This is a genomic window from Halovivax sp. (genome assembly GCA_007119345.1).
In the GTDB taxonomy this organism is placed as follows: domain Archaea; phylum Halobacteriota; class Halobacteria; order Halobacteriales; family Natrialbaceae; genus Halovivax.
In genome coordinates this window covers 1-24356 of sequence record SKPV01000203.1, presented here as the reverse complement: position 1 = coordinate 24356, position 24356 = coordinate 1, and the positions used below count along the sequence as shown (strand labels likewise).

At 64.4% G+C, this 24356-nt stretch carries 21 protein-coding genes; 10 read left to right on the top strand and 11 right to left on the bottom strand.

The window, feature by feature from the left end:
* Positions 1-219: 219 nt before the first annotated feature.
* The 4 genes from QZT59_RS13875 (at position 220) to QZT59_RS13860 (ending at position 4989) form a co-directional block, all read left to right on the top strand.
* On the top strand, positions 220-1509 hold the full coding sequence (locus tag QZT59_RS13875) for an ABC transporter substrate-binding protein (RefSeq protein ID WP_290817580.1): 1290 nt from the start codon (positions 220-222) through the stop codon (positions 1507-1509).
* Between the two features lie 258 nt (positions 1510-1767).
* On the top strand, positions 1768-2688 hold the full coding sequence (locus QZT59_RS13870) for a carbohydrate ABC transporter permease (RefSeq protein WP_290817577.1): 921 nt from the start codon (positions 1768-1770) through the stop codon (positions 2686-2688).
* Positions 2688-3701 (top strand): carbohydrate ABC transporter permease, encoded by a 1014-nt coding sequence (locus tag QZT59_RS13865; RefSeq protein ID WP_290817574.1) that lies wholly within the window; start codon positions 2688-2690, stop codon positions 3699-3701. Before QZT59_RS13870 ends, QZT59_RS13865 begins: the two co-directional genes overlap by 1 nt.
* A 103-nt stretch (positions 3702-3804) precedes the next feature.
* Complete coding sequence (locus tag QZT59_RS13860; protein WP_290817571.1) at positions 3805-4989, top strand: ABC transporter ATP-binding protein; 1185 nt, start codon at positions 3805-3807, stop codon at positions 4987-4989.
* Positions 4990-5073: 84 nt separating this feature from the next.
* Here QZT59_RS13860 and QZT59_RS13855 read toward each other — a convergent pair whose 3' ends face one another.
* Entirely contained in the window at positions 5074-5319 is a 246-nt protein-coding gene (locus QZT59_RS13855) for a BolA family protein (protein WP_290817568.1), read from the bottom strand.
* A 181-nt stretch (positions 5320-5500) separates the two neighbouring features.
* On the opposite strand from QZT59_RS13855, the gene QZT59_RS13850 reads away from it, so the two are divergent.
* Positions 5501-5986: a hypothetical protein gene (locus QZT59_RS13850; RefSeq protein WP_290817565.1), complete on the top strand. Its 486-nt coding sequence runs from the start codon at positions 5501-5503 to the stop codon at positions 5984-5986.
* 119 nt (positions 5987-6105) lie between these two features.
* Complete coding sequence (cysS, locus tag QZT59_RS13845) at positions 6106-7593, top strand: cysteine--tRNA ligase (protein WP_290817562.1); 1488 nt, start codon at positions 6106-6108, stop codon at positions 7591-7593.
* A gap of 46 nt (positions 7594-7639) precedes the next feature.
* On the opposite strand, the gene QZT59_RS13840 is transcribed toward cysS, so the two are convergent.
* The 4 genes from QZT59_RS13840 to QZT59_RS13825 form a co-directional block, all read right to left on the bottom strand.
* Complete coding sequence (locus tag QZT59_RS13840; RefSeq protein ID WP_290817557.1) at positions 7640-8806, bottom strand: presenilin family intramembrane aspartyl protease PSH; 1167 nt, start codon at positions 8804-8806, stop codon at positions 7640-7642.
* A gap of 109 nt (positions 8807-8915) precedes the next feature.
* Positions 8916-9140 carry an H/ACA ribonucleoprotein complex subunit GAR1 gene (locus tag QZT59_RS13835; protein WP_290817555.1) on the bottom strand — a complete coding sequence of 75 codons (225 nt, stop codon included), beginning with the start codon at positions 9138-9140 and terminating at the stop codon, positions 8916-8918.
* Positions 9140-9421, bottom strand: coding sequence for a signal recognition particle subunit SRP19 (srp19, locus tag QZT59_RS13830; protein WP_290817552.1), 282 nt, complete (start codon positions 9419-9421; stop codon positions 9140-9142). Before srp19 ends, QZT59_RS13835 begins: the two co-directional genes overlap by 1 nt.
* 133 nt (positions 9422-9554) lie before the next feature.
* Positions 9555-10667 carry a PGF-CTERM-anchored ABC transporter substrate-binding protein gene (locus tag QZT59_RS13825; protein WP_290817549.1) on the bottom strand — a complete coding sequence of 371 codons (1113 nt, stop codon included), beginning with the start codon at positions 10665-10667 and terminating at the stop codon, positions 9555-9557.
* A gap of 60 nt (positions 10668-10727) precedes the next feature.
* Between QZT59_RS13825 and btuC the strand changes: the two genes are divergently transcribed.
* From btuC to QZT59_RS13805, 4 genes are all read left to right on the top strand, one after another.
* Complete coding sequence (gene btuC, locus QZT59_RS13820) at positions 10728-11828, top strand: vitamin B12 ABC transporter permease BtuC (protein WP_290817546.1); 1101 nt, start codon at positions 10728-10730, stop codon at positions 11826-11828.
* Positions 11825-13081 (top strand): ATP-binding cassette domain-containing protein, encoded by a 1257-nt coding sequence (locus QZT59_RS13815; RefSeq protein ID WP_290817543.1) that lies wholly within the window; start codon positions 11825-11827, stop codon positions 13079-13081. The genes btuC and QZT59_RS13815 overlap by 4 nt, the downstream gene beginning before the upstream one ends.
* A gap of 1509 nt (positions 13082-14590) precedes the next feature.
* The gene (locus tag QZT59_RS13810; protein WP_290817540.1) at positions 14591-15013 is read left to right on the top strand and encodes a DUF5805 domain-containing protein; all 423 of its coding nucleotides are present in this window, start codon (positions 14591-14593) and stop codon (positions 15011-15013) included.
* Complete coding sequence (locus tag QZT59_RS13805) at positions 15006-16022, top strand: tyrosine-type recombinase/integrase (RefSeq protein ID WP_290817537.1); 1017 nt, start codon at positions 15006-15008, stop codon at positions 16020-16022. Before QZT59_RS13810 ends, QZT59_RS13805 begins: the two co-directional genes overlap by 8 nt.
* Before the next feature lie 1802 nt (positions 16023-17824).
* Here QZT59_RS13805 and QZT59_RS13800 read toward each other — a convergent pair.
* From QZT59_RS13800 to QZT59_RS13775, 6 genes are all read right to left on the bottom strand, one after another.
* Positions 17825-19624, bottom strand: a complete 1800-nt coding sequence (locus QZT59_RS13800; RefSeq protein ID WP_290817534.1) for a hypothetical protein — start codon at positions 19622-19624, stop codon at positions 17825-17827.
* A gap of 59 nt (positions 19625-19683) precedes the next feature.
* Positions 19684-20517: an MBL fold metallo-hydrolase gene (locus tag QZT59_RS13795; RefSeq protein WP_290817531.1), complete on the bottom strand. Its 834-nt coding sequence runs from the start codon at positions 20515-20517 to the stop codon at positions 19684-19686.
* 248 nt (positions 20518-20765) lie between these two features.
* On the bottom strand, positions 20766-21269 hold the full coding sequence (locus tag QZT59_RS13790; protein WP_290817528.1) for a helix-turn-helix domain-containing protein: 504 nt from the start codon (positions 21267-21269) through the stop codon (positions 20766-20768).
* A 371-nt stretch (positions 21270-21640) separates the two neighbouring features.
* Positions 21641-22687, bottom strand: coding sequence for a diphthamide biosynthesis enzyme Dph2 (gene dph2, locus QZT59_RS13785; protein ID WP_290817525.1), 1047 nt, complete (start codon positions 22685-22687; stop codon positions 21641-21643).
* Positions 22688-22726: 39 nt separating this feature from the next.
* Positions 22727-23383 (bottom strand): hypothetical protein, encoded by a 657-nt coding sequence (locus tag QZT59_RS13780; RefSeq protein WP_290817522.1) that lies wholly within the window; start codon positions 23381-23383, stop codon positions 22727-22729.
* Positions 23384-23491: 108 nt separating this feature from the next.
* On the bottom strand, positions 23492-24356 hold an 865-nt coding region (locus tag QZT59_RS13775), incomplete at its 5' end, for a heterodisulfide reductase-related iron-sulfur binding cluster (protein ID WP_290817519.1).

Below are 24356 nucleotides of genomic sequence, written 5' to 3'. Positions count from 1 at the left end.
GCTTCGCCGATGAATCGATCGACACTATCCGTCGCGACCGTCCGGATTGGTTCCCGCTTCCGGCGCCGCCGTTCGCGGGAAAGCGACGGATCGGTAACCCGAAACTACCGGTCGCCGGACCGAACGGTCGCTCCTTCCGCACCGAAAAATCACTCACCGAACGGATAATTATTATGTGTCTCGTTAGCATACGACGTTCCGGTCGGCAGGGGTTCCGACATGACCGAACGGCACACGACACGACGACGATACCTTCGCGGGGCCGGCGCGGTGGGCGCGGCCGGCGCCGCGGCGACGGCGGGGTGGCTCGACGCGAGCGGCCTCGGCCAGGAAGAACAGTTCGAGATCGTCCACTGGTGGACCGCCGGCGGCGAGGAGGAAGCGCTCGACGCGCTTCTCGAGGGCTACCAGGAGGACAATCCCGAGGTGGAGATCGACAACAATCCGGCGCCGGGCGGGGCCGGATCGGCGCTCGACGCGGCGATCCGCTCGCGGATCGTCGACGAGACGCCGCCGAGCACGTTCCAGATCTGGCCGGGCGAGTCGCTACGGCCGTACACCGACGCGGACGTCCTCGAGAGCGTCGAGGATCTCTGGGACGACGAGATGCGCGAGGCCTACCTCGACAGCGTGATGGAGGCGGCGAGTCCCGAAGACGAACTCGTTTCCGTCCCGATCAACATCCACCGGCTCAACAACCTCTTCTACAACGTCGAGGTGGTCGAGGAGGCGGGGATCGAACCGGCCGAGATCGACGATCCGGTCGATCTGCTCGACGCGCTAGAGACGGCTGACGGGGCGGGGTTCACGGGAATGGCCCACCAGACGACCACGGAGTGGTCGACGGTACAACTCTGGGAGACCGTATTGATCGCACAGCACGGCGTCGACGACTTCGAGCGGTACATCGCGGGCGAAACCGAGGGGCTGGAAGAGGCCGTGCGCGAGTCGCTCGAACTGGTGGTCGACTACGGCGACTACTTCAGCCCGGACGCCGGCGCGATCGCCTGGGACGAGGGGAACGCGCAGGTGATCGACGGTGCGGCGGCGTTTATTCACCAGGGCGACTGGGCGGCCGGTCAGTACGGCGAAGCCGACTTCGAGTACGAGACCGAGTGGGACTACGTGGCCTACCCGGGTACCGAGGGAATCTACTCGCTGGTGATGGACTCGTTCGTGTATCCGCAACCGAATCCGTCGCCGGAGGCCACGGAGTCGTTCCTCGCGTACTGCGGAACCGTCGACGCCCAGGAACGGTTCAATCCGATCAAAGGGTCGATCCCGCCCAGAACGGACGTGCCGACGGACGAGTTCCCGCCGTTCTTACAGGATCAGATGGACGACTTCGAGGCGTCGGACCAGCAGCCGACGACGATCGCTCACGGGAGCGCGGTACGCCCCGAGATCGCGAGCGAGATCGACGAGGCGTTCGCAGCGTTCATCGAGACCTGGGACGTGGACGCGACGACCGAACGCCTCCTCGAGGCACACGAGGCGGCCGGATACTGAGGCCGCCCGATGTCCTCACCCGTCCCGCGCCTCCGCCGTGGAGTGAAACGGCTCCGGAAGCGCGTCGACTCGCGGCGATCCGGTGGTCGCGACGCCGAGGGATCGACCCGCGCCGGGAGCGACGACCGGCCTGGCGAGGGTGGCGGTAGCGGCGGCCTCGTCGAGCGGGACGAACGGGCTCGCGTCGCTACGGACGGGGACGAACGGGCTCGCGTCGCTACGGACGGGGGAGAGGCGACCGCGTCGAGCGAGACGGCGATGGCGACCGTGTCCGTCCGAACGAAACGACGCCTCGAGCGGCTGCGCTACGATACGACGCTCCAGGCGGCGCTGTTCTGGTTGCCGCCGGCGCTGCTGATGGGATGGTTCGTCTACGGGGCGATCGGATGGAACGTCGTCATCTCGCTGACCGACTGGAGCGGGCTGGGCCAACCGGAGTACGGGGAGTGGACCCTGGAGATGTACCGCCAAATGCCCGAAGACGGCTCGTTCGTGACCGCGACGCGCAACACCGTGGCGCTGCTGATCGTCTTCACGGGGGGCGCGCTCGGTCTCGGCCTCGGGCTGGCAATCCTGGTCGACCAGGATATCCGGTTCGAGAACACGTTCCGAACCGTCTACCTGCTGCCGATGAGTCTCTCGTTCGTCGTGACGGCCATCTTCTGGGCCTGGATGTACAATCCCGAGACGGGGTTGATCAACGTCACGCTCGGGGCGCTGGGGCTGGACGCGCTCGCGATGAACTGGATGAGCGATCCCCGCACGAAGCTGGCCACGATCATCGTGGCGCTCACGTGGCAGTTCAGCGGATACTGCATGATCGTCTACCTCGCCGGATTGCGGGCGATCCCCGACGAACACTACGAGGCGGCGAAGGTCGACGGGGCGAGCACGCTACGGATGTACTGGCGGGTGATCGTCCCGCAGCTTCGCGCGGCGACGACCAGCGCGGCGGTCGTCCTGATGGTGTTCGGGCTCAAGGCGTTCGACTTCATCTTCGTCATGTACGGCGACACGCCCGGCCCGTCGGCGGACATCCTCGCGGTGATGATGTTCCGGGAAGCGTTCTCCCGCACTAACTGGGCCTACGGGTCCGCGATCGCGACGGTGCTGTTCGTGATGGCGCTCGCCATCATCGCGCCGTACGTCTGGATGCAGTACCGACGAGGTGAACTCTGATGAGCGGCGATCGTCGGGGTCGGTCGAGGAGTCACGATTCACGCACGCGGCGTGGCGCCGACGACCGGTCGGCCGACGTTCGGTCACTCGGCGGACGGCTCGCCGCGCCGGAGGTGCTCGATTCGGTCGGTCGCGGTCTCGTCGACCGGATCGGCTCGGCGGATCGACGGCGACTCTCCCTCTACCTCCTGTTGATCGTCCTGCTGGCGCTGTACCTCTCGCCGCTGTGGAGCGGGCTCACCACGGCGTTCAAGACCGCGGCCGAGTTCGCCACGACGACGCCCCTCACGCCGCCGGGTCCGGCCGGGTTCACCGCCGAACCCTGGTTCGAGGCCTGGGGTCGATTGCGATTCGCGATGATCAACAGCGTTTTGTTCGTCGTCCCTGCCACGATCCTCTCGGCGTTCCTGGGGAGCCTCGCGGCGTACGGGCTGACGAAGATCGACTGGCGGGGCCAGCTCGCGATCTTGCTGTTGTTCCTGGCCGGCGTGTTCATCCCGTACCAGTCGGTGCTCGTCCCGCTCCGTCAGTTCTGGTCCGCGGTCGACCTCGCCTCCCTGCTCGCGTTCTGGCCGACGCTCGCGGCGCGAGCGGATCTCATCGAGCTCGCGGTCACTCACACCGCCTACGGGATCCCGATCTGTACGATCCTCTTCCGGGGCTACTACCTGACGATCGACGACTCGATCGTCGAGGCGGCCAGGCTCGACGGAGCGAGCGCGGTCCGCGTCTACTGGCGCATCATCCTCCCGCTCTCGAAGCCGATGTTCGCCGTCACGCTCATTTACCAGTTCACGAACATCTGGAACGACCTGCTGTTCGCGCTCGTCCTGGTCACGACGAGCCGCAACTTCGTGGCCACCCAGTCGTTGAACGAGCTCCAGGGGGCCATGGTCGGCCAGTACAACCTGCAGATGGCCGGCGCCTTCCTCGTCGCCATGCCGACGCTCATCATCTACGTCGTCTTCGGCCGCCAGTTCGCCCGGGGACTCGCGGGCGAATCGGGAACATGACCACGACGCTCACCATACCCTCGTCGAACGGAATCGAACGGTGCCCCGCGGTGCCAGTCGGGCGAACGAACGACCGCCGCCGCGCCCGGAGGTGGCACCGCTGATGGCCTCGCTGAAACTCTCGAACGTCTCGAAGCGGTTCGCCGACGGGAACGACGAGATCGTCGCGGTGGACGACGTTTCGCTGCGGGTCGCCGACGGCGAGTTCCTCGTGCTGGTCGGCCCGTCCGGCTGCGGGAAGTCGACCACCCTCCGGATGATCGCCGGCCTCGAATCGACGACGGAGGGGACGATCTCGCTCGGCGGAGAACAGATCGACCAGCGGCCGCCCCAGCGCCGAAACCTCGCCATGGTGTTCCAGAACTACGCCCTGTACCCACACATGACCGTTCGCGGGAACATGCGCTTCGGGCTCGAGGAATCGACGGACCTCGGCGACGACGAGATCGAGCGCACGGTCGAGGAGACGGCCCGCATGCTCGAGATCGACGAGCTCCTCGATCGCCATCCGCGGGACCTTTCTGGCGGCCAACAACAGCGCGTCGCGCTGGGCCGCGCGATCGTCCGCGACCCGGCGGCGTTCCTGATGGACGAACCGCTCTCGAATCTCGACGCGAAGCTGCGCGCCGAGATGCGGACCGAACTGCAACGACTCCAGGACGAACTCGACGTGACGACCGTCTACGTCACCCACGACCAGACGGAGGCGATGACGATGGGCGACCGGATCGCGATCCTGAACGACGGCCGACTCCAGCAGGTCGCCCGTCCGCTGGAGTGCTACCATCAGCCGGCCAACCTGTTCGTCGCCGGCTTCATCGGCGAGCCCTCGATGAACTTCTTCGACGCGACGTGGGACGGAGATCGCCTTCGCGTCGGCGACCTGGCGTATCCGCTCTCGGCCGCGATCGGGGACGAAATCGGCGACCGAACCGACCTCGTCCTCGGGATCAGGCCCGAGGACGTGCTGGTGACCCGCGACGCAACCAGGGATGACTCCGGCGACCACGAGTTCGACCCGACCGGCCAGGACCCAGGCGACCACGAGTTCCACGCGACGGTCGACGTGGTCGAGCCCACGGGCGACCAGAACGTCGTCTATTTCTCGCTCGGCGACCGAACCGCCGTCGCGACGGTTCCGGGGCTCCAAGCGGTCGAAGAGGGCGAACCCGTCCGCGCCCGGTTCCCCGAGCCTGCCATCCACCTCTTCGACGCGGATACCGGCGTAGCCGTCCACAACCGGGCTCTCGAGACGGTCGACGACGCGGCGACGCGGCCCGCCGGGTAGCGTCGATCGGATCTCCGGTCCACCGGCCCCAACCACCCGTGTCCGGGGCCATTCGCCCGAGTCCCCCGACAGTCGTCGACGGTCTCACTCCTCGTACTCGTCGGGCGCGTAGGTCGATAGCTCCAGGGCGTGGATGTCCGTCGTCATGTGATCGCCGAGGGCGTCGTAGACGAGCTGGTGTTGCTGGACCAGCGGCAGGTCCTCGAACGCCGGCGACACGACGGTGGCCGCGAGGTGATCGTCGTCGTGTTCGTCGCGGGCCCGTCTCACGGTCGCGTCCGCATCCTCGATCCCGTTCTCGATGAGTCGCTCGACTTCCGCGGGTTCCATGCGCGTACGGTCGGCGGGTCGGGCCAAAAACGCCGCGGTACGGACCGGCGCCGGACCGCGCGGCGTCGACGATGGTTCCTCGGAGTTTCGCGGCAACCCTGCTGGCGGCATCCGTCACGGTGAAGCCCCCGGCGGCCGAGAGACCAGCGCACTTAAGCGGATTCGACGCTCCCTCGCGCACATGTCCCTCGCAGCCCAGACCCGGGAGGCGGTCGACGAGTATCCGTTTCTCGTCGACGCGATACGCGCGGGCGTCTGTAACTACACGGCCGCGGCGCGATTTCTCGACGTGAGCCACGAGATCGACGCCGTCGCGACCGCGCTCCGCCGGTACGGCGAGGACCTGCCCAGGTTCGAGACGGCCGAGCGCGACGTGCGCGTGACGATGCGAAGCGGAATGACCGAGGTGTCCGATCCGAAGGATGCCGTCGTCCTCGTCGGGGACGTCGGGCTCGGACCCGACGGTGGCGACCGAACCGCGATCCTGGTCGACGGCGCGATCGACGCCGACGGATTCGCCGCGACGCTCGAGCGACTCGAGATCGCGGACGTGGACGTGGAGGCGGGCGGATTCGGCGACGCCACTGCGGCGTTCGTCGTGGGCCGGCGGGACGGCGCGAACGCGCTCCGCGTCGTCGAACGGTCTTTCGACGCCGTTCCCGAGTGACCGCCGGGGATGGACTCCTCGGGTGTTCCTCGGCCCCGTCGATCGTCCTCGGTCGCCCACGCCGTCGCCGAATCGTCCCATCCAACGCTTTATTTGTCGTCCGCGGATACGTGCACGCGATGACCCTGCACGTGACGAACACGTTGACGGGCGAGAAGGAGCCGTTCGAGTCGGGAGAGCCCGACCGCGTGTCTCTGTACTACTGCGGCCTGACGGTCTCCGATCCGCCTCACCTCGGGCACGCCCGGTCGTGGGTCCACGTCGACGTCATGCACCGGTGGCTCGAGCACCTGGGCTACGACGTCCGACACGTCGAGAACTTCACCGACGTCAACGAGAAGATCGTCGCGCGCGTGGGCGAGGACGACCTCGGGGAGAGCGAGACCGAGGTCGCTCGCAGCTACGTCCGCCAAACGATCGCCGACATGCGCGCGCTCAACCTCCTCCGGGCCGAAGTCTACCCCCGCGTCTCCGAGCACGTCCCCGAGATCGTCTCCCTCATCGAGACGCTGATCGAGGAGGGATACGCCTACGAATCCGATGGATCCGTCTACTTCGACGTGACGACGTTCGACGACTACGGCAAGCTGTCGAACCAGTCGATCGAGGAGATCGAGTCCCAGGGCGATCCGGACGAGCGATCGGAGAAGCGCCATCCCGCCGACTTCGCCCTCTGGAAGGCCGGCGGCGTGACCCCGTCGGACATCGAGGAACACCGTCACGAGGACGCGGCGCCGCCGGAAGACGCCTGCGAAACCGCACTGACCTGGGACTCGCCGTGGGGGGAGGGGCGCCCGGGTTGGCACATCGAGTGCTCGGCGATGAGCCAGACGCACCTCGGCGAGACCATCGACCTGCACGTCGGCGGCCGGGACCTCGTCTTCCCGCACCACGAGAACGAGATTGCCCAGTCGGAGGCCGCGACGGGCGGCGAATTCGCCCGTTACTGGCTCCACTGCGAGCTCTTCCAGATGGACGAAGAGAAGATGTCCTCCAGCCTGGGTAACTTCGTCACCGTCGAGGAGGCCGTCGACCGCTGGGGATCGAACGTCGTCCGGACCTTCCTCACCGCCGGCTCGTACAACAGCGCGCAAGTCTACTCGGACGAGACCATCGGCGAGGCCGAAGAGCGCTGGGACCGACTCGCCCGCGCACACGAGGCGGCCGTCGACGCGTTGGACTCGCCCGAGGCGGCCACGAAAGTCGTCGACGACGACCTACGGGAGACGGTGGCTTCGGCCGTCGACGGGTTCGCCGATGCGATGAACGACGACTTCAACACCCGCGAGGCGCAGTCGGCGCTCCTGGAGATCGCCGGCGCGTGCAACCGTCACATCGACGGCCGCGAGGAGTTCGATTACCGCGGACTGAAGCGGGCGGTGGACGCCCTCGCGGAGTACGGCGCCATCCTCGGCCTCTCGTTCGACGACGAGACGACGGGGAACGTCGAGCTCGCCGGCGACGTCGTCGAGCTCGTCCTCGACGTTCGCGAACGCGAACGCGAGGCGGGAAACTACGACCGGGCCGACGCGCTCCGCGACGAATTACAGGCCCTCGGCGTCGAAGTCCAGGACAGCGACGACGGTCCGACCTACCGACTTCCCTGAGCGTTTCCACTCCCCTCGGCGCCGACGCTCGCATCGAACTGTCAGGTCACAGCCCGAGCGCCGTCGCCACCGAGATGCCGCTCGCGACGGCGCCGACCAGATAGCCGCCGATAGCGCCCCCGTTCAACAACGGCAATCCGGCGTGCGGGCGTCCCTGGAGCACCATGTACAGCAGGACGACCAGCCCGGTCGTCGTCCCGACGACGGCGCCGAGCGCGGGGAGGTTGAGCGCGATCAACGGGACCTCGATCGGCGGCGCGTCGAGGAACGTGACCGCGCTGGCCACCAGGATCGTCGGGATCACGGCGTCGCCGAGTCCGACGAACAGCGCGTCGCGTCCGGCCGCGACCGGCGGTCGGTCGTCGTCACCCTCGTACTCTCCCCGCTCGTCAGCGGTCCGCTCGTCGACGGTCCGCTCGTCAGCGGTCCGCTCGTCGGTGGGGCGCTGGTCCATATCCCGTCCTCCCTCGTCGACCGACGCCTGCCCGCCGTTGGGCGCGGGCTCGTTCGACCGTGCGTCGGCGAGTCCCGACTCGTTCCTGGTCGCCGTTCCGGCGGCGGCCCCTCCGTCGGTCCCGCCACCGCGGCTCTCCTCGAACGGATCCGCGGTTTCGAGGTAGGAGTACGAGAGGGTGGTCGGCACGACGAAGACGACGGGGATCTTCAGGTCCAGGGCGCCGTCGGCCAGCGAGAGCATGTGTTCGGTCTTGTAGACGCTGATCGCGTCGTAGACCGCCAGCACGAGCAAGAAGAGGATCGCCGGGAGGAGGCCGAAGCTGATGCCGAACAGCGCCGCGGCGCCCGCCCCCATGAGCACGCCGGCGCCGTCGATCACGTACCACTCCGGGTACGCCAGCAAGCCGGCACCCACCAGCAACGCCGCCGTCAGTGCGAGCACGTCGACCCCCTCGACCGTGACGACCGGCGGGAGGAGCTCGACGAAGACGAACCACGAGAGCATCACGCTGACCGCGACGATGAGCCCCTTGATGAGTCGGTCGGCGTCGTACTTGAACGCCGCGAGCATCACGGCCGTCGCGACCACGATCACCCCGAAGAACACGACGCTGTTCGTCGGATCCTGCGGGTCCTCGACGGCGGGTCCGCGAGATTCCTGTAGCGGTTCGACGAGCAAGAGGGCACCCAGCTGAACGCCGAGAAACAGCGCGACCACCCCGGCGGCCGCGGCCAGGACCCCGTACCGGTATCTCATTGGCCGGAGTTTGACCGCGGCTCCTATCTGTGTTGTGCTCTCGGGCCGCCGCGACCGAGTTCGCCTCCAGCAGCAAGCCGTCCGACGCTTCCAGCAGCAAACCGTCCGATCAGCGTTCGTACAGTCGCTCGCCGACCAGCCGCGGCGGGTGGACGTCCTCCGCGGGCGACACCGCGAAGAACGGGTTCTCGACGGGTCCGAAGACGTCGACGACGCGTCCGACCTCCGCGAGCGAGTCGTCGAGGACCATCGCGCCGATATCGACGTCGGCGCCGTCGGTCCGGCAGACGAGCAGTCCCTGTGCGGTCCCGACGACCGATCCGGCCCGGCGCATCACTCCCGGATCGCGACGACGTACGCCGCGACCGCCTGGACGAGGTCGTTCTTCGTCGAGTCCTCCGCACCGCGCACGACGACCCGGCCGCGTCGCTGCCACGGTTCCCGGGAGTACGCCTTCTCTCGCTCGACGGTCGCGTCGTAGCCGATCTGCTGGACGGCCTTCGCGATCTCCTCGACCGTCGGTTCCTCGACTGCGAGATCCTCGGGGACACGCCGGCCCTCACCCCTCGAACGGTCGGCGTCGAGGTAGGCGGGCCAGATAACGTTCTCGACCATGCCCGGAGTCGGGGCGCCGTCGAGTAAATCCTTTGCAAAATTCCTCGCGAGGCTGGATCGCGTGCACGCTCGCGCCGGCGGTCGATCGGTATCGATCCGCCGAATCGCGCGGCCGACGATTCCGTCGATCGATCTATCGATCGCGTCCGAACCAGCCGGCGAGCGCCAGCAGTGCGCCGACGGCGACGGGAACGCCGAAGCCGGTCAGCGAGTCGTCACCCTCGCCATCGTCGGTCTCCTCCGTCTCGCCGGCGTCCGCGTCGTCGTCCGCATCGTCCTCGTCGGCGGCCTCGTATTCCGCGTCGAGCGCTTCGATCTCGTCCGCGACCCCGTCGTACGCCTCGGGGTGGACCTCCTCCACGATCTCCTCGATCGCGTAGGTCACCAGCGGACCGGGCTGGCTGAAGAAGTTGGCGTTCACGACGATCTCGTTCCCTTCCTGACCGGCCGTCGTCTCTTCGAGGCTCTCGGGGATCGGCGACTCGGGGAAGTCGTCGCCGTAGAGGAACCACTCGGGATCCATGTCGACGACGGTCTCCTCGCTGACGATGTCCCAACCCTCGATGCCGGCCTCGGCGCCGAGGTTCTCGACGCCGGCGATCGTCAGCAGTTCGTGCTGGAACGTTCCCTCGCCGGCGGTGAAGCCGTCACCCATCTCGTAGTAGGTCAACGGCGGCTCCTCGTCCGCGACGGCTTCTTCGAGGAGCGTCAATCGTTCGTCCATCCAGTCGGCCGTCGTCGCTGCACCGTCGCACTCGTCCGTGAGTTGCCCCATCGTGTGGAGGTTCTCGACGACGTCGTCGACGCTCTCCTCGAGCGGGAACTGATAGACCGTCAGGTCGAGGTCGCGCAGCTGGTCGATCAGTTCGGGATCGGCCGCGCTCGCCGCGACGACCACGTCGGGTTCGAGACCGACGACGGTCTCGGCGTCGACGGTGAACCCGTCGGCCTCCGTGACGTCCTCCTGGTCGTCGAGGTCGAGGTACTGGGTAGCCGGACCGTCCGGCGCGCCGACGACGCGGTCGTCAGCACCGATCTCGAACGCCTTCTGGGCGTCGCTCGGCATCACCGTGACCACCCGTTCCGGGGACTCCTCGATGGTGACGGTCTCACCCGTTCCGTCGGTCAGCTCGAGCGGATACTCGCATTCGTCCTGCACGCTTGCGTCGGCGGCGGCCGCTCCAGCCGGCGCCAGCAGTACGACGACGAGTGATACGGCGACGAGACACGCTATTGTTCGAATCATCGAGTAGGTCTGGGCCCCACTCCAACAAATATTTGACTAACCCAAGCGAGGTTGTCGACAATGGTGAGACGGGCCCGTGTCGTGACGTGGTCGGCCGGACTCGTCGTCGTTCTCGCGGGGGCGATCGTCGCGAGCGCGATGATCGGCTCGGTGCGTATCGGTCCCCGAACCGTCGTGATGGCGGTCTTGAACGCGACGTCGCTTCCGACGTCGGTCGGCGTCGGCTCGGCGGGACTGCCGCTGCTCGGCTGGACGGTTCCCGTACCGACGCTTCACTTTTCGACGGTGTTCGCCTACGACGTTCCGGCGGGACACCAGCAGATCGTCGCGGACATTCGACTCCCGCGAATCGCCCTCGCGGCGACCGTCGGTTTCGCGCTCGCCGCCGCGGGGACGGTCATGCAGGGATTCTTCAGGAATCCGCTCGCCGACCCGTCGATCATCGGCGTCTCGACCGGCGCCGCGGCCGGCGCGGTGCTCGCGATCGCGTTCCCGATGGTGGTCCCGTTCGGGAGCCTCCACCTCTCCGCGTTCGTCGGCGCGTTGGCCACGGCGTTTCTCGTCTACGCGATCGCAACGGAGGGCGGACGCACACCGGTCGCGACCCTCTTACTCGCGGGCATCGCGGTCCAGGCGTTTCTGGGGGCGATGATCTCCTACATGCTCGTCCACAGCGGTGAGAGCCTCCGCGAGGCCGTCCTGTGGATGATGGGCCACCTCGGGCGATCCGCCTGGGGCGACGTCCAGTTCGCGCTCCCGGTCGTGATCCTGGGAACGCTCGTTCTCGGCGCGTACACGCGAGAACTGAACGTGCTCCTCCTCGGCGAGGAGGACGCCCACCACCTGGGGGTCGAGGTCGAACGGACGAAGTTCCTCCTGCTGGCGGTCGCCAGCGTCGTGACCGCGGCCGGCGTCGCCGTCGCCGGCGTGATCGGCTTCGTCGGACTGGTAGTCCCGCACATGATGCGGTTGATCGTCGGCCCGGATCACCGGATCCTCCTCCCGACGAGCGCGCTCGCCGGCGCCTCGTTCCTCGTCATCACCGACACGATCGCGCGTTCGGGCGGACCGACGGACGTACCGGTCGGCATCGTCACCGCCGCGATCGGCGCGCCGTTTTTCCTCTACTTGCTGATGAAGCGGGAGGTGCACTCGCTATGATCGACGTCGAGGACGTCACGATCTCGTTCGGCGACGGCGAGGTCCTCGCTGACGTCTCGTTGACGATTCCGAAGGGACGATTCGTCGGACTCGTCGGCCCCAACGGGGCGGGGAAGACGACGCTCCTGCGAGCGATCAGCGGGGCGCTCGCGCCCGATCGCGGGAGCGTCCGCGTCGACGGCGTCGACGTCCACGACCTCGGGTCGCGAGAGAGCAGTCGACTCGTCTCGGTGGTCCCCCAGGACACGACCGTCTCCTTCTCCTTCGACGTCCGCCACCTCGTCGAGATGGGACGAACGCCGTACCGATCGCGATTCTCCCCGCCGAACGAGGTGGATCGGGAGATGACGGACGAGGCGCTGGAACGTACGGAGACGGCCCACCTGGCGGATCGGTCGATCGACGAGGTCAGCGGAGGCGAACGCCAACGGGTTATCCTCGCACGAGCGGTCTGTCAGAACACCCCCGTCATCCTGCTCGACGAGCCGACGGCCAGCCTGGACGTCAACCACCAGGTGGAGATGCTCGGACTCGTCTCCGAGCTGACCGCCGACGACAAGACCGCGGTGGCGGCGATCCACGACCTCGATCTTGCCGCGCGCTTTTGTGACGAACTCGCGGTGCTCGCCGGCGGGACGGTCGTCGATCGCGGACCGCCAGAGCGAGTGCTCGACGAGTCGACGATCGAGACGGCCTTCGACACCACAGCAGCGATATCGACCGATCCGATCACCGCAACCCCGAGGGTCACCGCGATTCCGACCACCGAATCCACGAACCCGTTTCCAAAACGCGTTCACGTCGTGGGTACGGGTGTACCGACCGCATCCGTGCTCGCCCGACTGACGGCCGCGGGGGCGAGGTGCTCGCTCGGGCCGATCCCGGTCGACGACGCGGCCGCTGTCGCGGCGACCCATCTCGACGTCGACGCGATCACCGTCGAGCCCTTCCAGTCGATCGCCACTCGCCACCGTGCAGCGCTCGCGGACCGACTCCGAAGCGCTTCCGTGACGGTTGTCGTCGAAGGATCGAGTCGCGGTGCGCTCGATCCGATCTGGACCGCGATAGCCGAGGGATCGACCGCGGTCGTCGTCGTCGATGGAACGACGTCGGATCGTCCGCCGTGTGCCGCGCTCGAACGACTCCGCGAAGGTTCCGTCGTGGCGGAACCAGAATCCGTACGGCGAGCCGTTGAAAACGCGTTCGCGTCGGAAACCGACCGACTGGACGTCGACCGGCCGGCCGACGATTAACCTTGATCGACGCGAAACTGCCCGGTCACGCCGACATGTAACCGACCCAATAGTGTCAACGGAGGTGAGTTTTTGAGAGAGGCGATCAATATAGCAGCATACGATTCATAAGATGAGCATCCAACAGCGAAATATTGTCTACTGTCCAATACTACGAGCGCGCACACGCAAATTTGCCCAGAAATGAGATAATCGGGGGTCCGGCGTGACGTTCGTCCCGTCGGTGACGCCTGCAGCGAATCGAGTACGATTGGCGAACCACGCGTCGATAACTACATCGAACAGTTCGGCCGCTTGGCCACGTACACGCACCGGTCAGAATCGGACGGTGGTGTAGAGTAAACCCCCTCAGGGCCGCCAACCGAGCGTTCAACGAATCACACGAAGAGACGAACGAGTCGGCGAGAGAGGGCGAGAACAAGATTCTGCGCAGTGATCACCTCGGTTGGCACACAACCACCTCGATAATACCGTACCCAAAGCGATCTTCACGAGCGCCCGCACCAGGGAATACACCGCCACTAACGCCCCTAACCAGCGAGGAGCTCTCCACGAACTCACCGCGGAGACGGTATCGACGACTCCCCGGTTTGCCGAATCGCCACGAGAGGCCGAGAGGACGATACGTCGGAAACGCCAGACGGTGCGTCACAAACGACGATTTGCCGGTGAAGCCATTAGCAACGCTAGTCCCGAACAGAGGGCCGGCCGACTCCGACTCGCGCTCGAACCGATTCTTCTGATGACGAGACGCTAGGACACGCTCTCGATCCCGAGTAGCCCATAAAAACGTGCACGAAGATCTTCGATCGATCACGCGGCCAGCCGAGATTCAGAAGGGCACACCTCCACTTGCGGGCGGTGATATCGTACCTTGCGCACAATCGCCATCGACGGCAGACTATCGTATTTCGTCGCCGGTACGGACCCGACGAAACCTATCGATCGATGCGACGACGAGCGTCGGATCGAATCGGGGGAGTCGTTCGATAACTGCCCGCGCTATCGAACGACGAACCGAGAGAGCGAACGATCACACGAACGCTCGTCCGATAGCACACGTCGATCGACTCGTGCAACGTGTATCGATCGACGTGTCGAATTCGATCGAACCGGATCCGACCGACCCGCGCCGACTTCTCGTGATTCCGGCCGATCGATCGAACCACCCGTTGTCAGCGGTACCGAGTCGAATGGTACTCTCCCGCGAACGAAACGTATGGTTCCATCGTCGCGTTCATCGAGAGAGATCGGTTTGGGACCACAGACCCCAGGGGTTGAGCCTCGAAAACCACCACCATTTAATCCATCGTATAATGACTCGATGAGAAATCTCGAGGCGGAATGGATTTTTATTTGTATTGGTGGGGTTGAATTGACCCATAACGGGGCCCATTACTCCAAATATATTAATGAGATCGGCGAAAAAGCAGTTCTAAAATTCCAAATAAATACCCTTATTTGGGTAAATGGGAAAGATTGATGAGGGATCAGTGTGAGTGACCGTCCATGAGCGATGAAGATCGGGTCGCCGTGAAGACGTACGTACCGCGCTACCAGAAAGCGAGGTGGCGAACGCACGCGGACGAACTCGACATGAGCCAGAGCGAGTTCGTACGGACGATGGTACAGGCGGGACGGTCCAAAATCGCCGTATCGACAAACTCGTCGACGCCCAGCTCCTCCGGAGTGAGGCCCGGTTTCGAAGATCGATCGGACCGAGAGGCGTCCGATAGAGGATCGAACGACTTCGAATCGCGGATTCGCGACGTACTCGAGTCCACCGATGCGATGGACTGGGACCAGCTCGTCGACGCGTTGGTCGACGACGTCGAAGCGGAACTCGATGCAGCGCTCGAGCGTCTCCAAGCGGACAACGAGATCAGGTACAGCGGGAGAAACGGCGGCTACGTGCTCACGAACGATGAGTAAGACGACGGACGATCCGATCGGATACTTTCTGGAAGACGTCACCCACCACGGGAGAAACGTCAGAACCCACGAGGCGTACCGACGCGTGCTGCGCTCGTACGAGACGTTCCTCGTCGATCGGTTCGAGAAGACGCCGACCGACGCGACCTACCGGGATTGCATGGCTTGGACGCACGAATTGCGCAATAGACACGCCGAGAGCACGGTCGCCACCTACGCATCCTACCTCAACCGATTTTACTCGTACCTCGAACGCGTGGGCCGTCACGACCAGAATCCGATGGCGCTCGTCCTGGAAGAGATGGACGAATCGATCGAGACGAATCCGTCACGACGAGACGTCTCGGTCGCGGAAATGAGCGAGTTCGTCGAACGAATCGATCACCCACTCCATCGAGCGATCGTTCTCACGCTATTGAAGACCGGTATTCGATCGGGAGAGCTCTGCAACCTCGATCTCCGAGATCTCAACATCGACTGTGAAGGTCGCTGGTGGAAACCCCGCGCACAGATCGCCGGGCGCCCGAACGCGATGTACGTCCCCGCCGAACACACGTACGAGGAGCGAAGCGGCGGGGAGCTTCGTACGGCTTCGAACAAGCGGAAGAGAGACACCGTGATCCCGATCGACGAGGAGCTCGAGGCCGAGTTTCGACGGTGGTTCGCCATCCGACCGGATACGACGTCGCCGGCCGACCCCGTGTTCGTCGGCACCGTCGAGCGATGGGGCGAACGTATCACTCCCGACATCGTCCACCACGTGGTCGAAGGATACGCCCGGGACGTCGGGTGGTATCGAACGGGCGGCGGATCGAGCGAAAACGTCACCCCACACTACTTCAGACACTTCTTCACGACGCACTTGCGAGATCGGACGGGTGACAGAGGGATCGTGAAGTATCTCCGTGGGGACGTCGCCGACGACATCATTGACACGTACACCCACGAGTGGGGTGACCGGGTCCGGGAAACGTACCTCGACAACATCTACACCCTGGTCGGTCGGTGAATTTCACCGCCGGACGGAGAAAAGAGTCCGATCCGCACCTAATCGTTCCGTGCACACTCGAGTAGCCAAAGCCCGAAGATCGATCCCGACTTCGAACTGTGGACGATTGCAGGACGGAGAACCTCCACCGAGACTGTACCGGGGAGATATTGGTATTCAGTAATCGCCAGACGATCTTCGAACGAGTCGAGGGATACCATCCCTGAACGGAATCGATTGACGCAGGTGGATCAGAGCGATGTCACCGGCTATCTCGATGGAACCCATGTAGATACCACAGTTCACCGGATGGAGACCACGTGATTCGCTGCTGTTGATCGATGTGGGGAAACGGTTCACGCAGACTCATCCGATCACGACATCAAACGAACCGATAACGGAGATCCATCGCCCGGTATCGTACGATAATTGGCTGCCGAGGAACCGTTCGACCGAATCGTTGGACTCGAACGCCGGCGACCCCACCAGTGCTATCCGATCTACGTTAACTGTGGTCAACGACGAACCGGTTATCCCACAATAGACGAGCGATCACTAGGCCATAACGAATTGGCGACGTCTCCCGATCGGGAATGATTCGACGACGCATCATCGAGAGAAGTCAGATCCTCCTCTCGTGAGCTACCCCGGAGCAGACCGGTATGGCGCATCGGTGGATCGCCATGCACAGCCGACGGATGATCCAAATTTTGGAAACCGTACCGATTTTCAAGCCCACGAATCGTCGAGGGCCAGATTCATCCGAGGCTACCGGCAGCGAGCGATTGTACTGGTCTCGAAACCTCTTCTCGGGTCCCGACGACGACAGACCGACCGGCGGATCGGTCCGGAACGCACGGCTCTACACGCCCATACTGGGCCGAATCTATGTAAATACTGCTCGGCAACCATATATTATCACATATCCGAGCGGTATCGACTGAGACGTTTAAACTCCATAGTGCTATATCAATAGAGCGCAGGATCTGGCGAATCGCGTCGTCAGTGGTTTGATATTTAGAAGGGGACTCGGAACGGACCGGTCGGATTCGATGCGAACCGGAAGGGACCGAGGATCCAAATCCAAGCATCAAACGAATGCAACACGAGCCGGAGACGAACAATTCCGCACTACGTCGGTCGCGGATTCCCACCGGAGCGACCTGCAGATACCCGCAATGATAACGGTACGTTCCCCGCCGATTCGTCGGGGCAGAGGGATGGAATTGGGTGTGCCGATACGGATCTGGCTTGCCCGGAGGGAGGATGATTGTTCACGTGAGAGATGATTGTTCACGAAAGGCTCGACGGGGGATCGATACGGTCGGAGTGGGGTGGACCGCAAGGAATACCCCCTAGGTAAATCGCCTGTAGACAGGCAAGTCGTTGGTGGTGACGCGAGCGACCCCTTCCCTACGAGGCCCGGAGTAGGCTCCACGCCCGCACAGCTAACCGCGAACCGAAACTCGGCGATACGCCCCCATCGGCCGTACTATTCACCATCCGCTACGCGAACGGACGTCGCCTGAGACGGTCAGAACTCGATGACACTGGGGCGGATCGCGCGTCCCGGTACCGAACTCGATCGCCCAGGAGCTAACCGGGACTGGCGGTACCGAAATCGAGAATTCCGACGCGAGCTGCCAGGTACGATATCGGTTACGGAGAGCGCCGATTCTCCAGATTCCCGAAGACGACGGGGGCTTCCAGTCGAAGCTCACAACGGACGTGATCCGTCGACAGCGCCCACCATTCCCAGCAATTTGGGATGGTGAGGAATAGGGTAGAGCCGACCGGAGAGTCGGTGATTCGAAATAGACGGGTCAGTCGTCCGTGAACATCGACCCGAGCTGAGCGCGCCACTCGACGAGATCGGTGACGTCCGCTCTCACCTCCTCGAGTTCGGACGAAAGGTCGTCCACGTCGTCCGTGACGGCCTCCACGTCCGAGGCCACGATCTCGACATTCGCACTAACGGATTCGACGTCACCCTCCATCGATTCGACCGTCGAACCCAACTCGTCGAGTTCCTCGTCGACCGAGTCGACGCGATCATCGACGTCCCCGACGACATCGTCGAACTCGGCCACATCGCCCGCGATCGATTCGAGCTCCTCGTGGAACTCGGCCACATCATCCGCGATCGATTCGAGATCGTCGTCGAACCCGGCCACCTCGCTCGCGATCGACTCGAGATCCTCGTCGAACTCGGCCACGTCGTCGGCGACATCGTCCACGGATTCTGCCAGCCCGTCGACGTCGGAACCGACCTCGTACACTCGGTTATCGACCCTCTCCATCTGTTCGTCGAGATCGGTTACTCGGACGTCGACATCCTCCACCCTGTGGTCGACATCGACCAGATGATCGTCGAGGTCGTCCATCCGATCGTTCACAGCTTCCATCCGATCGTCGACCCCGGTTGCGGTCTCCTCGGTAGTTTCGAGACGATCGGAGAGCTCGGAGAGTTCCGCCCGCATCGAGCGAACGTCCACCGTGAACTCCTCGATCAGCTGGGCCCCAGTTCCGTGTTCGTCGAGGAATTCCTCGAGCGCACCGGAATAGGCGGCGACCTCTTCGACCCGCGACTGGAGGTGATCGAGACGAGCCTGTTTCATGCCGGACGGTTCTGCGCCTAATTCGGACCGCAGGACGTCGAGGTCGGATTCGTCGACCGTCCCGCCGCGGATCTCTGACGCGAGAGTCGTTGCGATCGAATCGGACGATGCTTCGTCCCTCACCGTGGACGGTGACGTCCGGTCCGGGGCGCTCGATGGTCCGTCGCGACCGGCGGTCGGCGATGCGGTCGACGATTCGTCCGCGACGGAATTCGTCGAACGGGATTCATCGAGACCATCCGACGCAGTCGAGTCGTCGATTTCCGAGACGCGCTCGGCCGCGGAGTCGATGTCGAGTTCTATGGTCGGACCGTCGTCGTCCGAATCGGTGTCGGTCCGTTCGGTCCCGTCCTCGACGTCGTCATCGAATTCCAGATCGAGCGTCGGAGGCGCCTCGTCCGATTCCGAATCGCCGCCGGTATCCGCTTCGTCGACCGTATCAGAATCGGCAGCCTCGTCTGTACCGTCGACCGGCGAGTCGTCGCCGTCGGTGTCATCCGAATTGAGGCCAGGGATCCCCTCGGAACTACCCGAAAGCATGTCCTTTACGATCTGGTTTCGGTCCCCCGAAACGATTTCGTCGAGCCGTCCCTCGCCGTCCCCGTCTTCGCTGGACGGCGAGGCAGACGCCGCGTTCCCAGAACGGACGTCGACGATGGTCGGTTCGGTCAGGAATTGTTCACCTTCGGACTCGTCGTCGAGACGAACGCCGTAGACGGTGATCAACGACTCGTCGGGCTCGACGGTACCCGTAAATTCGACGCGGTGGTCCTGGTAGGCCGTCCACTGATCGCTGTGGTACTCGGGATGGAACCCGACACCGTCCATAGGAAACGACTCGGGGATGTCCTCAGAGAGCCGGACGGTCACCGGTTCGTCGTGCGTCGATTCGATTTCGAACCGAATCGCCGGAACGGGAAACTCGTCAGGACTGAACCGTTTCGTTACCGAAACACCCTCGTCATCGACAGTCACGACGTCGTCGGTCTCCGCTGAAGAACTCATTGGAGTGCGGTTATCTGACCATTACCATAAAGGAAACGGGCGAATCCCGACCGACGGACTCACAGCTCGACGCGGTCGCCGATTTCGACGATATCGAGGCGCTGGGGGTACTCGAAACTACGCGCGTGATGGTATAGCGCGGTCGGATCGGCCGTCAGTCCCCGCCACATATCCCAGTGACTCGGGAGCAACCGGTCGATCCGGAGGTCGCTCGCCGCCTCGACGAGTTGGTTCTCGTTATTGTACCACCGCGTCCGTGACGGTTCACCGGATTCTTTGTCCGGAATCCGGCCCTCGGAACCGAAAGCCAGAACCCCCAGGTCGATGTCGTACGTCCGACCTACGCGTTCGAACTCGTCCGACGGTTTCGTGTCGCCGCCGTGAAAGAAGGTGCCCGCGGAGTGTTCGATGACGAAACTGACGGGATGGGTAGCGTCGGGGTCGTGAGCGGGCTCGACGGCGACGGAGAACTCGCCGACTTCGAACCGATCTCCCTCGGCGACCTCGTGAAACCGAGATCGGTCGATGTCCCAGCGGTCGGTCCAGGATTCCTCGTCGAGTGCCACGGCCAGGCTATCGTCGGGGGCGTAAAAGTCCGCACCGGTCTCCGCCAGGATGGGGGCCTGGCTCGGCCCGTGGACGTGGTCGGTGTGTTCGTGGGTCGCGAGTACGGCGTCGACTTCTCCGAAATCCTCGGGGTCGAACGGTACCGGAATCATTCGCACCGTCCGCGGCGGATCACCGATTCCGACGTACGGGTCGATACAGATCGTCGTCCCGGAAGCGCCCTTGAGCACGAACCCGTTGCAGCCGAGGTACCAGACGGCGACCCCCTCCGGGTCGGCGTCCTCGATCGCGCGCACGAGCCAGTCTCCCCAGTCGCTCGTCGTCATGGGGGGAACTGCGCGGATCGCGTGGGTAAGTGTTGCGTCTCACGATGGGTTCCCGAGATTGCGTCTCACGATGGGTTCCCGAGATTGCGTCTCACGATGGGATCCCGAGAGAGCTGGCGGCGGAGTTCCGATAGGGGAGATAGTGGTCGAAGACCGGTAGCCGACGAGAAAATAGCAACATCGAGGTACCACGAATTGGCGTGGCGTCGACGGGATCGAAGGGGATCGCCGGATCGTGCGGCGAGCGATCAGCCGATCACCGAGACGGCTCGCGGTCCTGCAGCCCCGCCCGATCGGCGGGTGACGTCGACGGGACCGACGTACTCGATGCGGTCGTCCGGTCGCCGATCGATCAACCCGACGGATTCGAGGGCCGGTAGGTGCTCGTGAACGAGGGAAACGTGGATGCGGTCGACGAGATCCGCGTAACTGGTAGCCGGATCGTCGATCACTTCGGTGGCGGCCACCGCCCTGGCGACGTTCGACGCGGATACTGGTGCCCCGCGTTCGGCGAGCACCAGGCAGATCCGGCGGCGCCGCGGTTCGGCAAGCGCCCCGATCTGTGCAGCCAGTCGCTCCGCCCTCGCGCCGTCATCGGCCAGTAGATCACGGACGACCGGATCCTCGAGCGCCGAGAGACCGGTCAAGGCGACGGAGTCGTCCTCCGGAACGATCAGCCCGGCGTCCTCGAGCCTCGGCAGGACGTCGTGGTGCAACGCGATCGCAGCTCGATCGGATCCCGACGAATCCATCGATTCGGAGAGGGTAGACTCGAGCGAGGATACCGGTGCCGACCTATCTGCTTCACGGAGCAATCGCGAGAGGACGACCCGGATCCGTTCGTCCGCCATCGTGCGTAAGACGTCGTTACGGTGTGAACCCGATCCCCGTCCGGGCTGGTAGCGTGTCATCACCATCCCGTCCGCACCGTTTCCGGTAAAGAACTTCCCCAAAGGATTTTGGAGAATATTCGGTAATGTCTGAATATCCATTCGAATTTTCTCTATACAATGAATGATTGTAGCAGTAAATGGCGGAAGAGCCATCAAACCTAAACTGAGTATTACCGCGTCAGCGATCGGAACCGGTCGGTGTATGCGAATCTCGTTGGGACGGGTCGGCGTCACCACGTTCCGTGGAACGTGTCGAAGCCGATCTCCGAGAGCGGCTTGTTACCGACCGCAGCGTCGTACTCTCCTGGTGTCAACATCGGTTTGTGGAATCGCGGTCCGTCGTCCGTCGTGATCCGGGGACAACCGGTGTTCACGAACGCATCCACGTCGAAGTTCCTGAGTCGGTCCGGCGTGACCTCGTCCATCGTGAGCAGATACGCGTCGTCGTTGTCGTCGAGGATACGCTGTGCCTCCTCCCAACGGCCCTGGCCGATTTTCGTACAAAAGATGACGCCCCAGGACTCGGCGTCCATCGCACGATGGACAGCGCCGAAGCGTTGTTTCATAAACTGCTCGGTGTCGGCGACGGTGACGACGTTGTTGACGGGATCGGCGATCACGACGCGCTTCTCGGGGTGCTCCATGGCGAGACCGAGCGGATGAAACTTCCCGCCCCCGACGTACAGCACCTGATCGGCGTTCACGTCCGCGCTCGCGTAATTGCACCCGAGAACCTGTCCTTCGTGGGTCAATCGGTCGTCACCGCGTCGAGTACGTACCGTGTAACCCCGATCCTCGAGGAACTCGCGCATCTCGTCGAAACGATTCATGTGTTGGGCCGTGGTCACCAGGCCGATTTCGGGCGCGACGCCGGGATCGTCGAGGGTGTCCAGAGCCTCCGCCATGATGGGGGTTACCTCGACGTTCGAGAAGAGAGGGACGTAGATGATCTTTTCCGACTCCTTCATCGGCGAGTGACCGAAGTGGACGAAGACGTCGGTCCGCTTCATCAGGTACGTATCGAGGTCGCACGCACCGTAACACGGCTGTCCCGAGATCAGCACGGTCACGTCGTCGACCAGTTCGCGGATGTCGTCGGCGACGCTCGGGGCGCGCCGCTTCAATCCTTCCGGAAACTGGAGTCCGACGGTGTCTGCGTCCCGCTCGTCGATCGCCTCCGCGATGCGATCGAGTTCGTAGTCCCACTCCCGGTCGTGCTTGAGACGCAAGCCGGTGTTTCGCAGGTCTCCCCGGCTGTACTCCGAGTGATCGCTCATCGTCATCGATAGCGACCACGCACGTAAAACGTCGGCGTTTCACGGATCGCCGCCTCCGGACTGGCGGCGGTCTCGTCCGGACGCGACGACGCCCGCCTCGGGCGGGACGGTGACTTCCTGGATTCGCGATCGACCCGCAAAATCCGGAGAGCCGAACGCCGCCTCGTAATCCCTCGGTTCCAACCGTTCGACGACGGCGTCGAGCTCCGAACGGATCGTCTCGATTCGAGCCCCGGGCGCGGCGTCCGACGATTTTTCGACGGCGGTCGGCGGGCGATCGACGACGGATTTCGATCCGGCCCCCGTTATCATCGCGGCGTATTCCGCGAGAAGTTCGTCGTAGGCGGCCCGGAGTCGAAGCCGTTCGATTCGATCACCGAGCGCGTCCAGATCCGAGAGTTCGCGTACCCGTTCGGTTCGAACGGATCTGATCACGGACCCATCCGATTCGACTTCGGAAACCGCCACCAGTAGCCCCTCGGGTTCGCTACCGTCGCACTCGCTGGAGGGGGCTGCCGAGTCGAACCGCGTAACCGATTGCGACCAGCACACGACCGTCGAATCCGCCAGCGCCTCCTCCAATCGTTCGCGCTCGTCGACGGCCGCCGCGTCGTACCGGGATTGGAGTCGAGCCCGAACGCTGTCGAACCGATCCGACTCACAGACCACGAGTACCGGAATCTCCCTGGAATCCATGTCGAACTCGGTGCGCGTTCGGACGACGAACGAACACCGTGAAGTGATCCGTCTCGGTTGACAATCATATAGCTTGTGGTTGTGGCCATTGGTGCGGAGCGAGGCCGTTCAGGGCCGAACCGGTCGGTTGGTAGCGGCATCTCCGTCGGATCCCGACGGCGCGACGAGTTCCACCGGATGGCGAACGTCGACGCTCGCGACGTGTTCGAGTTGGTCCCGACACGAGACGCCACCGGCCGCGACGACGTCGGCATCGGTTTCCTCGACGTCGTCCCGGAACGACCGCCCGACGGATACGCTCAATTCGTAATACGCGCGTTTGTACCCGAAACTTCCCGCCATCCCGCAGCACTCGACGGTCGTCGGTCGCACGTCGTATCCGAGCCGATCGAGCACCTCGATCGTCGGGCCGTCGACGCCGACGGTTCGTCCCTGGCAGTGGGGGTGGTAGGCGACCCGTCGACCGTCGCCTCGGGTGAGGGCGTCCGGAATCCCGTCGGATCGGATCCGATCGGCGATGAGATCGAACGGACTCGCGGTCGCCCGACCCAACCGCCTCGCGGCGGATCCGGGGAGCAAGCGATCGTACTCGCGCTCGAAAACCGCCAGATCGGACGGTTCGATCACGACGATCGATCGCCCCGCCTCGACGTGTTCGGCGAGACCCTCGTGAACCCGATTCGCGCACGCGCTTGCGCTCGCGATCATCCCCTGTGAGAGCGGGGCCCGACCGCTCTCGCCGATCCTCGGAACTCTGACCGCGACACCGAGCGCTTCGAGCGTCCGGACGGTCGCCATCCCGCGTTCCGGAGCCACGTAGTTCGTGTACGTATCCGGATAGACGACCGCCTCGGTCGAGCTCGGTTGCTGATCGCGAGCGCTCGCTCGTTCCTCCGAAGCGCCGGAGCCGCCTCCGTCCTCTCTTGCGCTCTGCGCTCGCCTTTCGGAGGTGGCGCGGCCACCCGTCGACTCG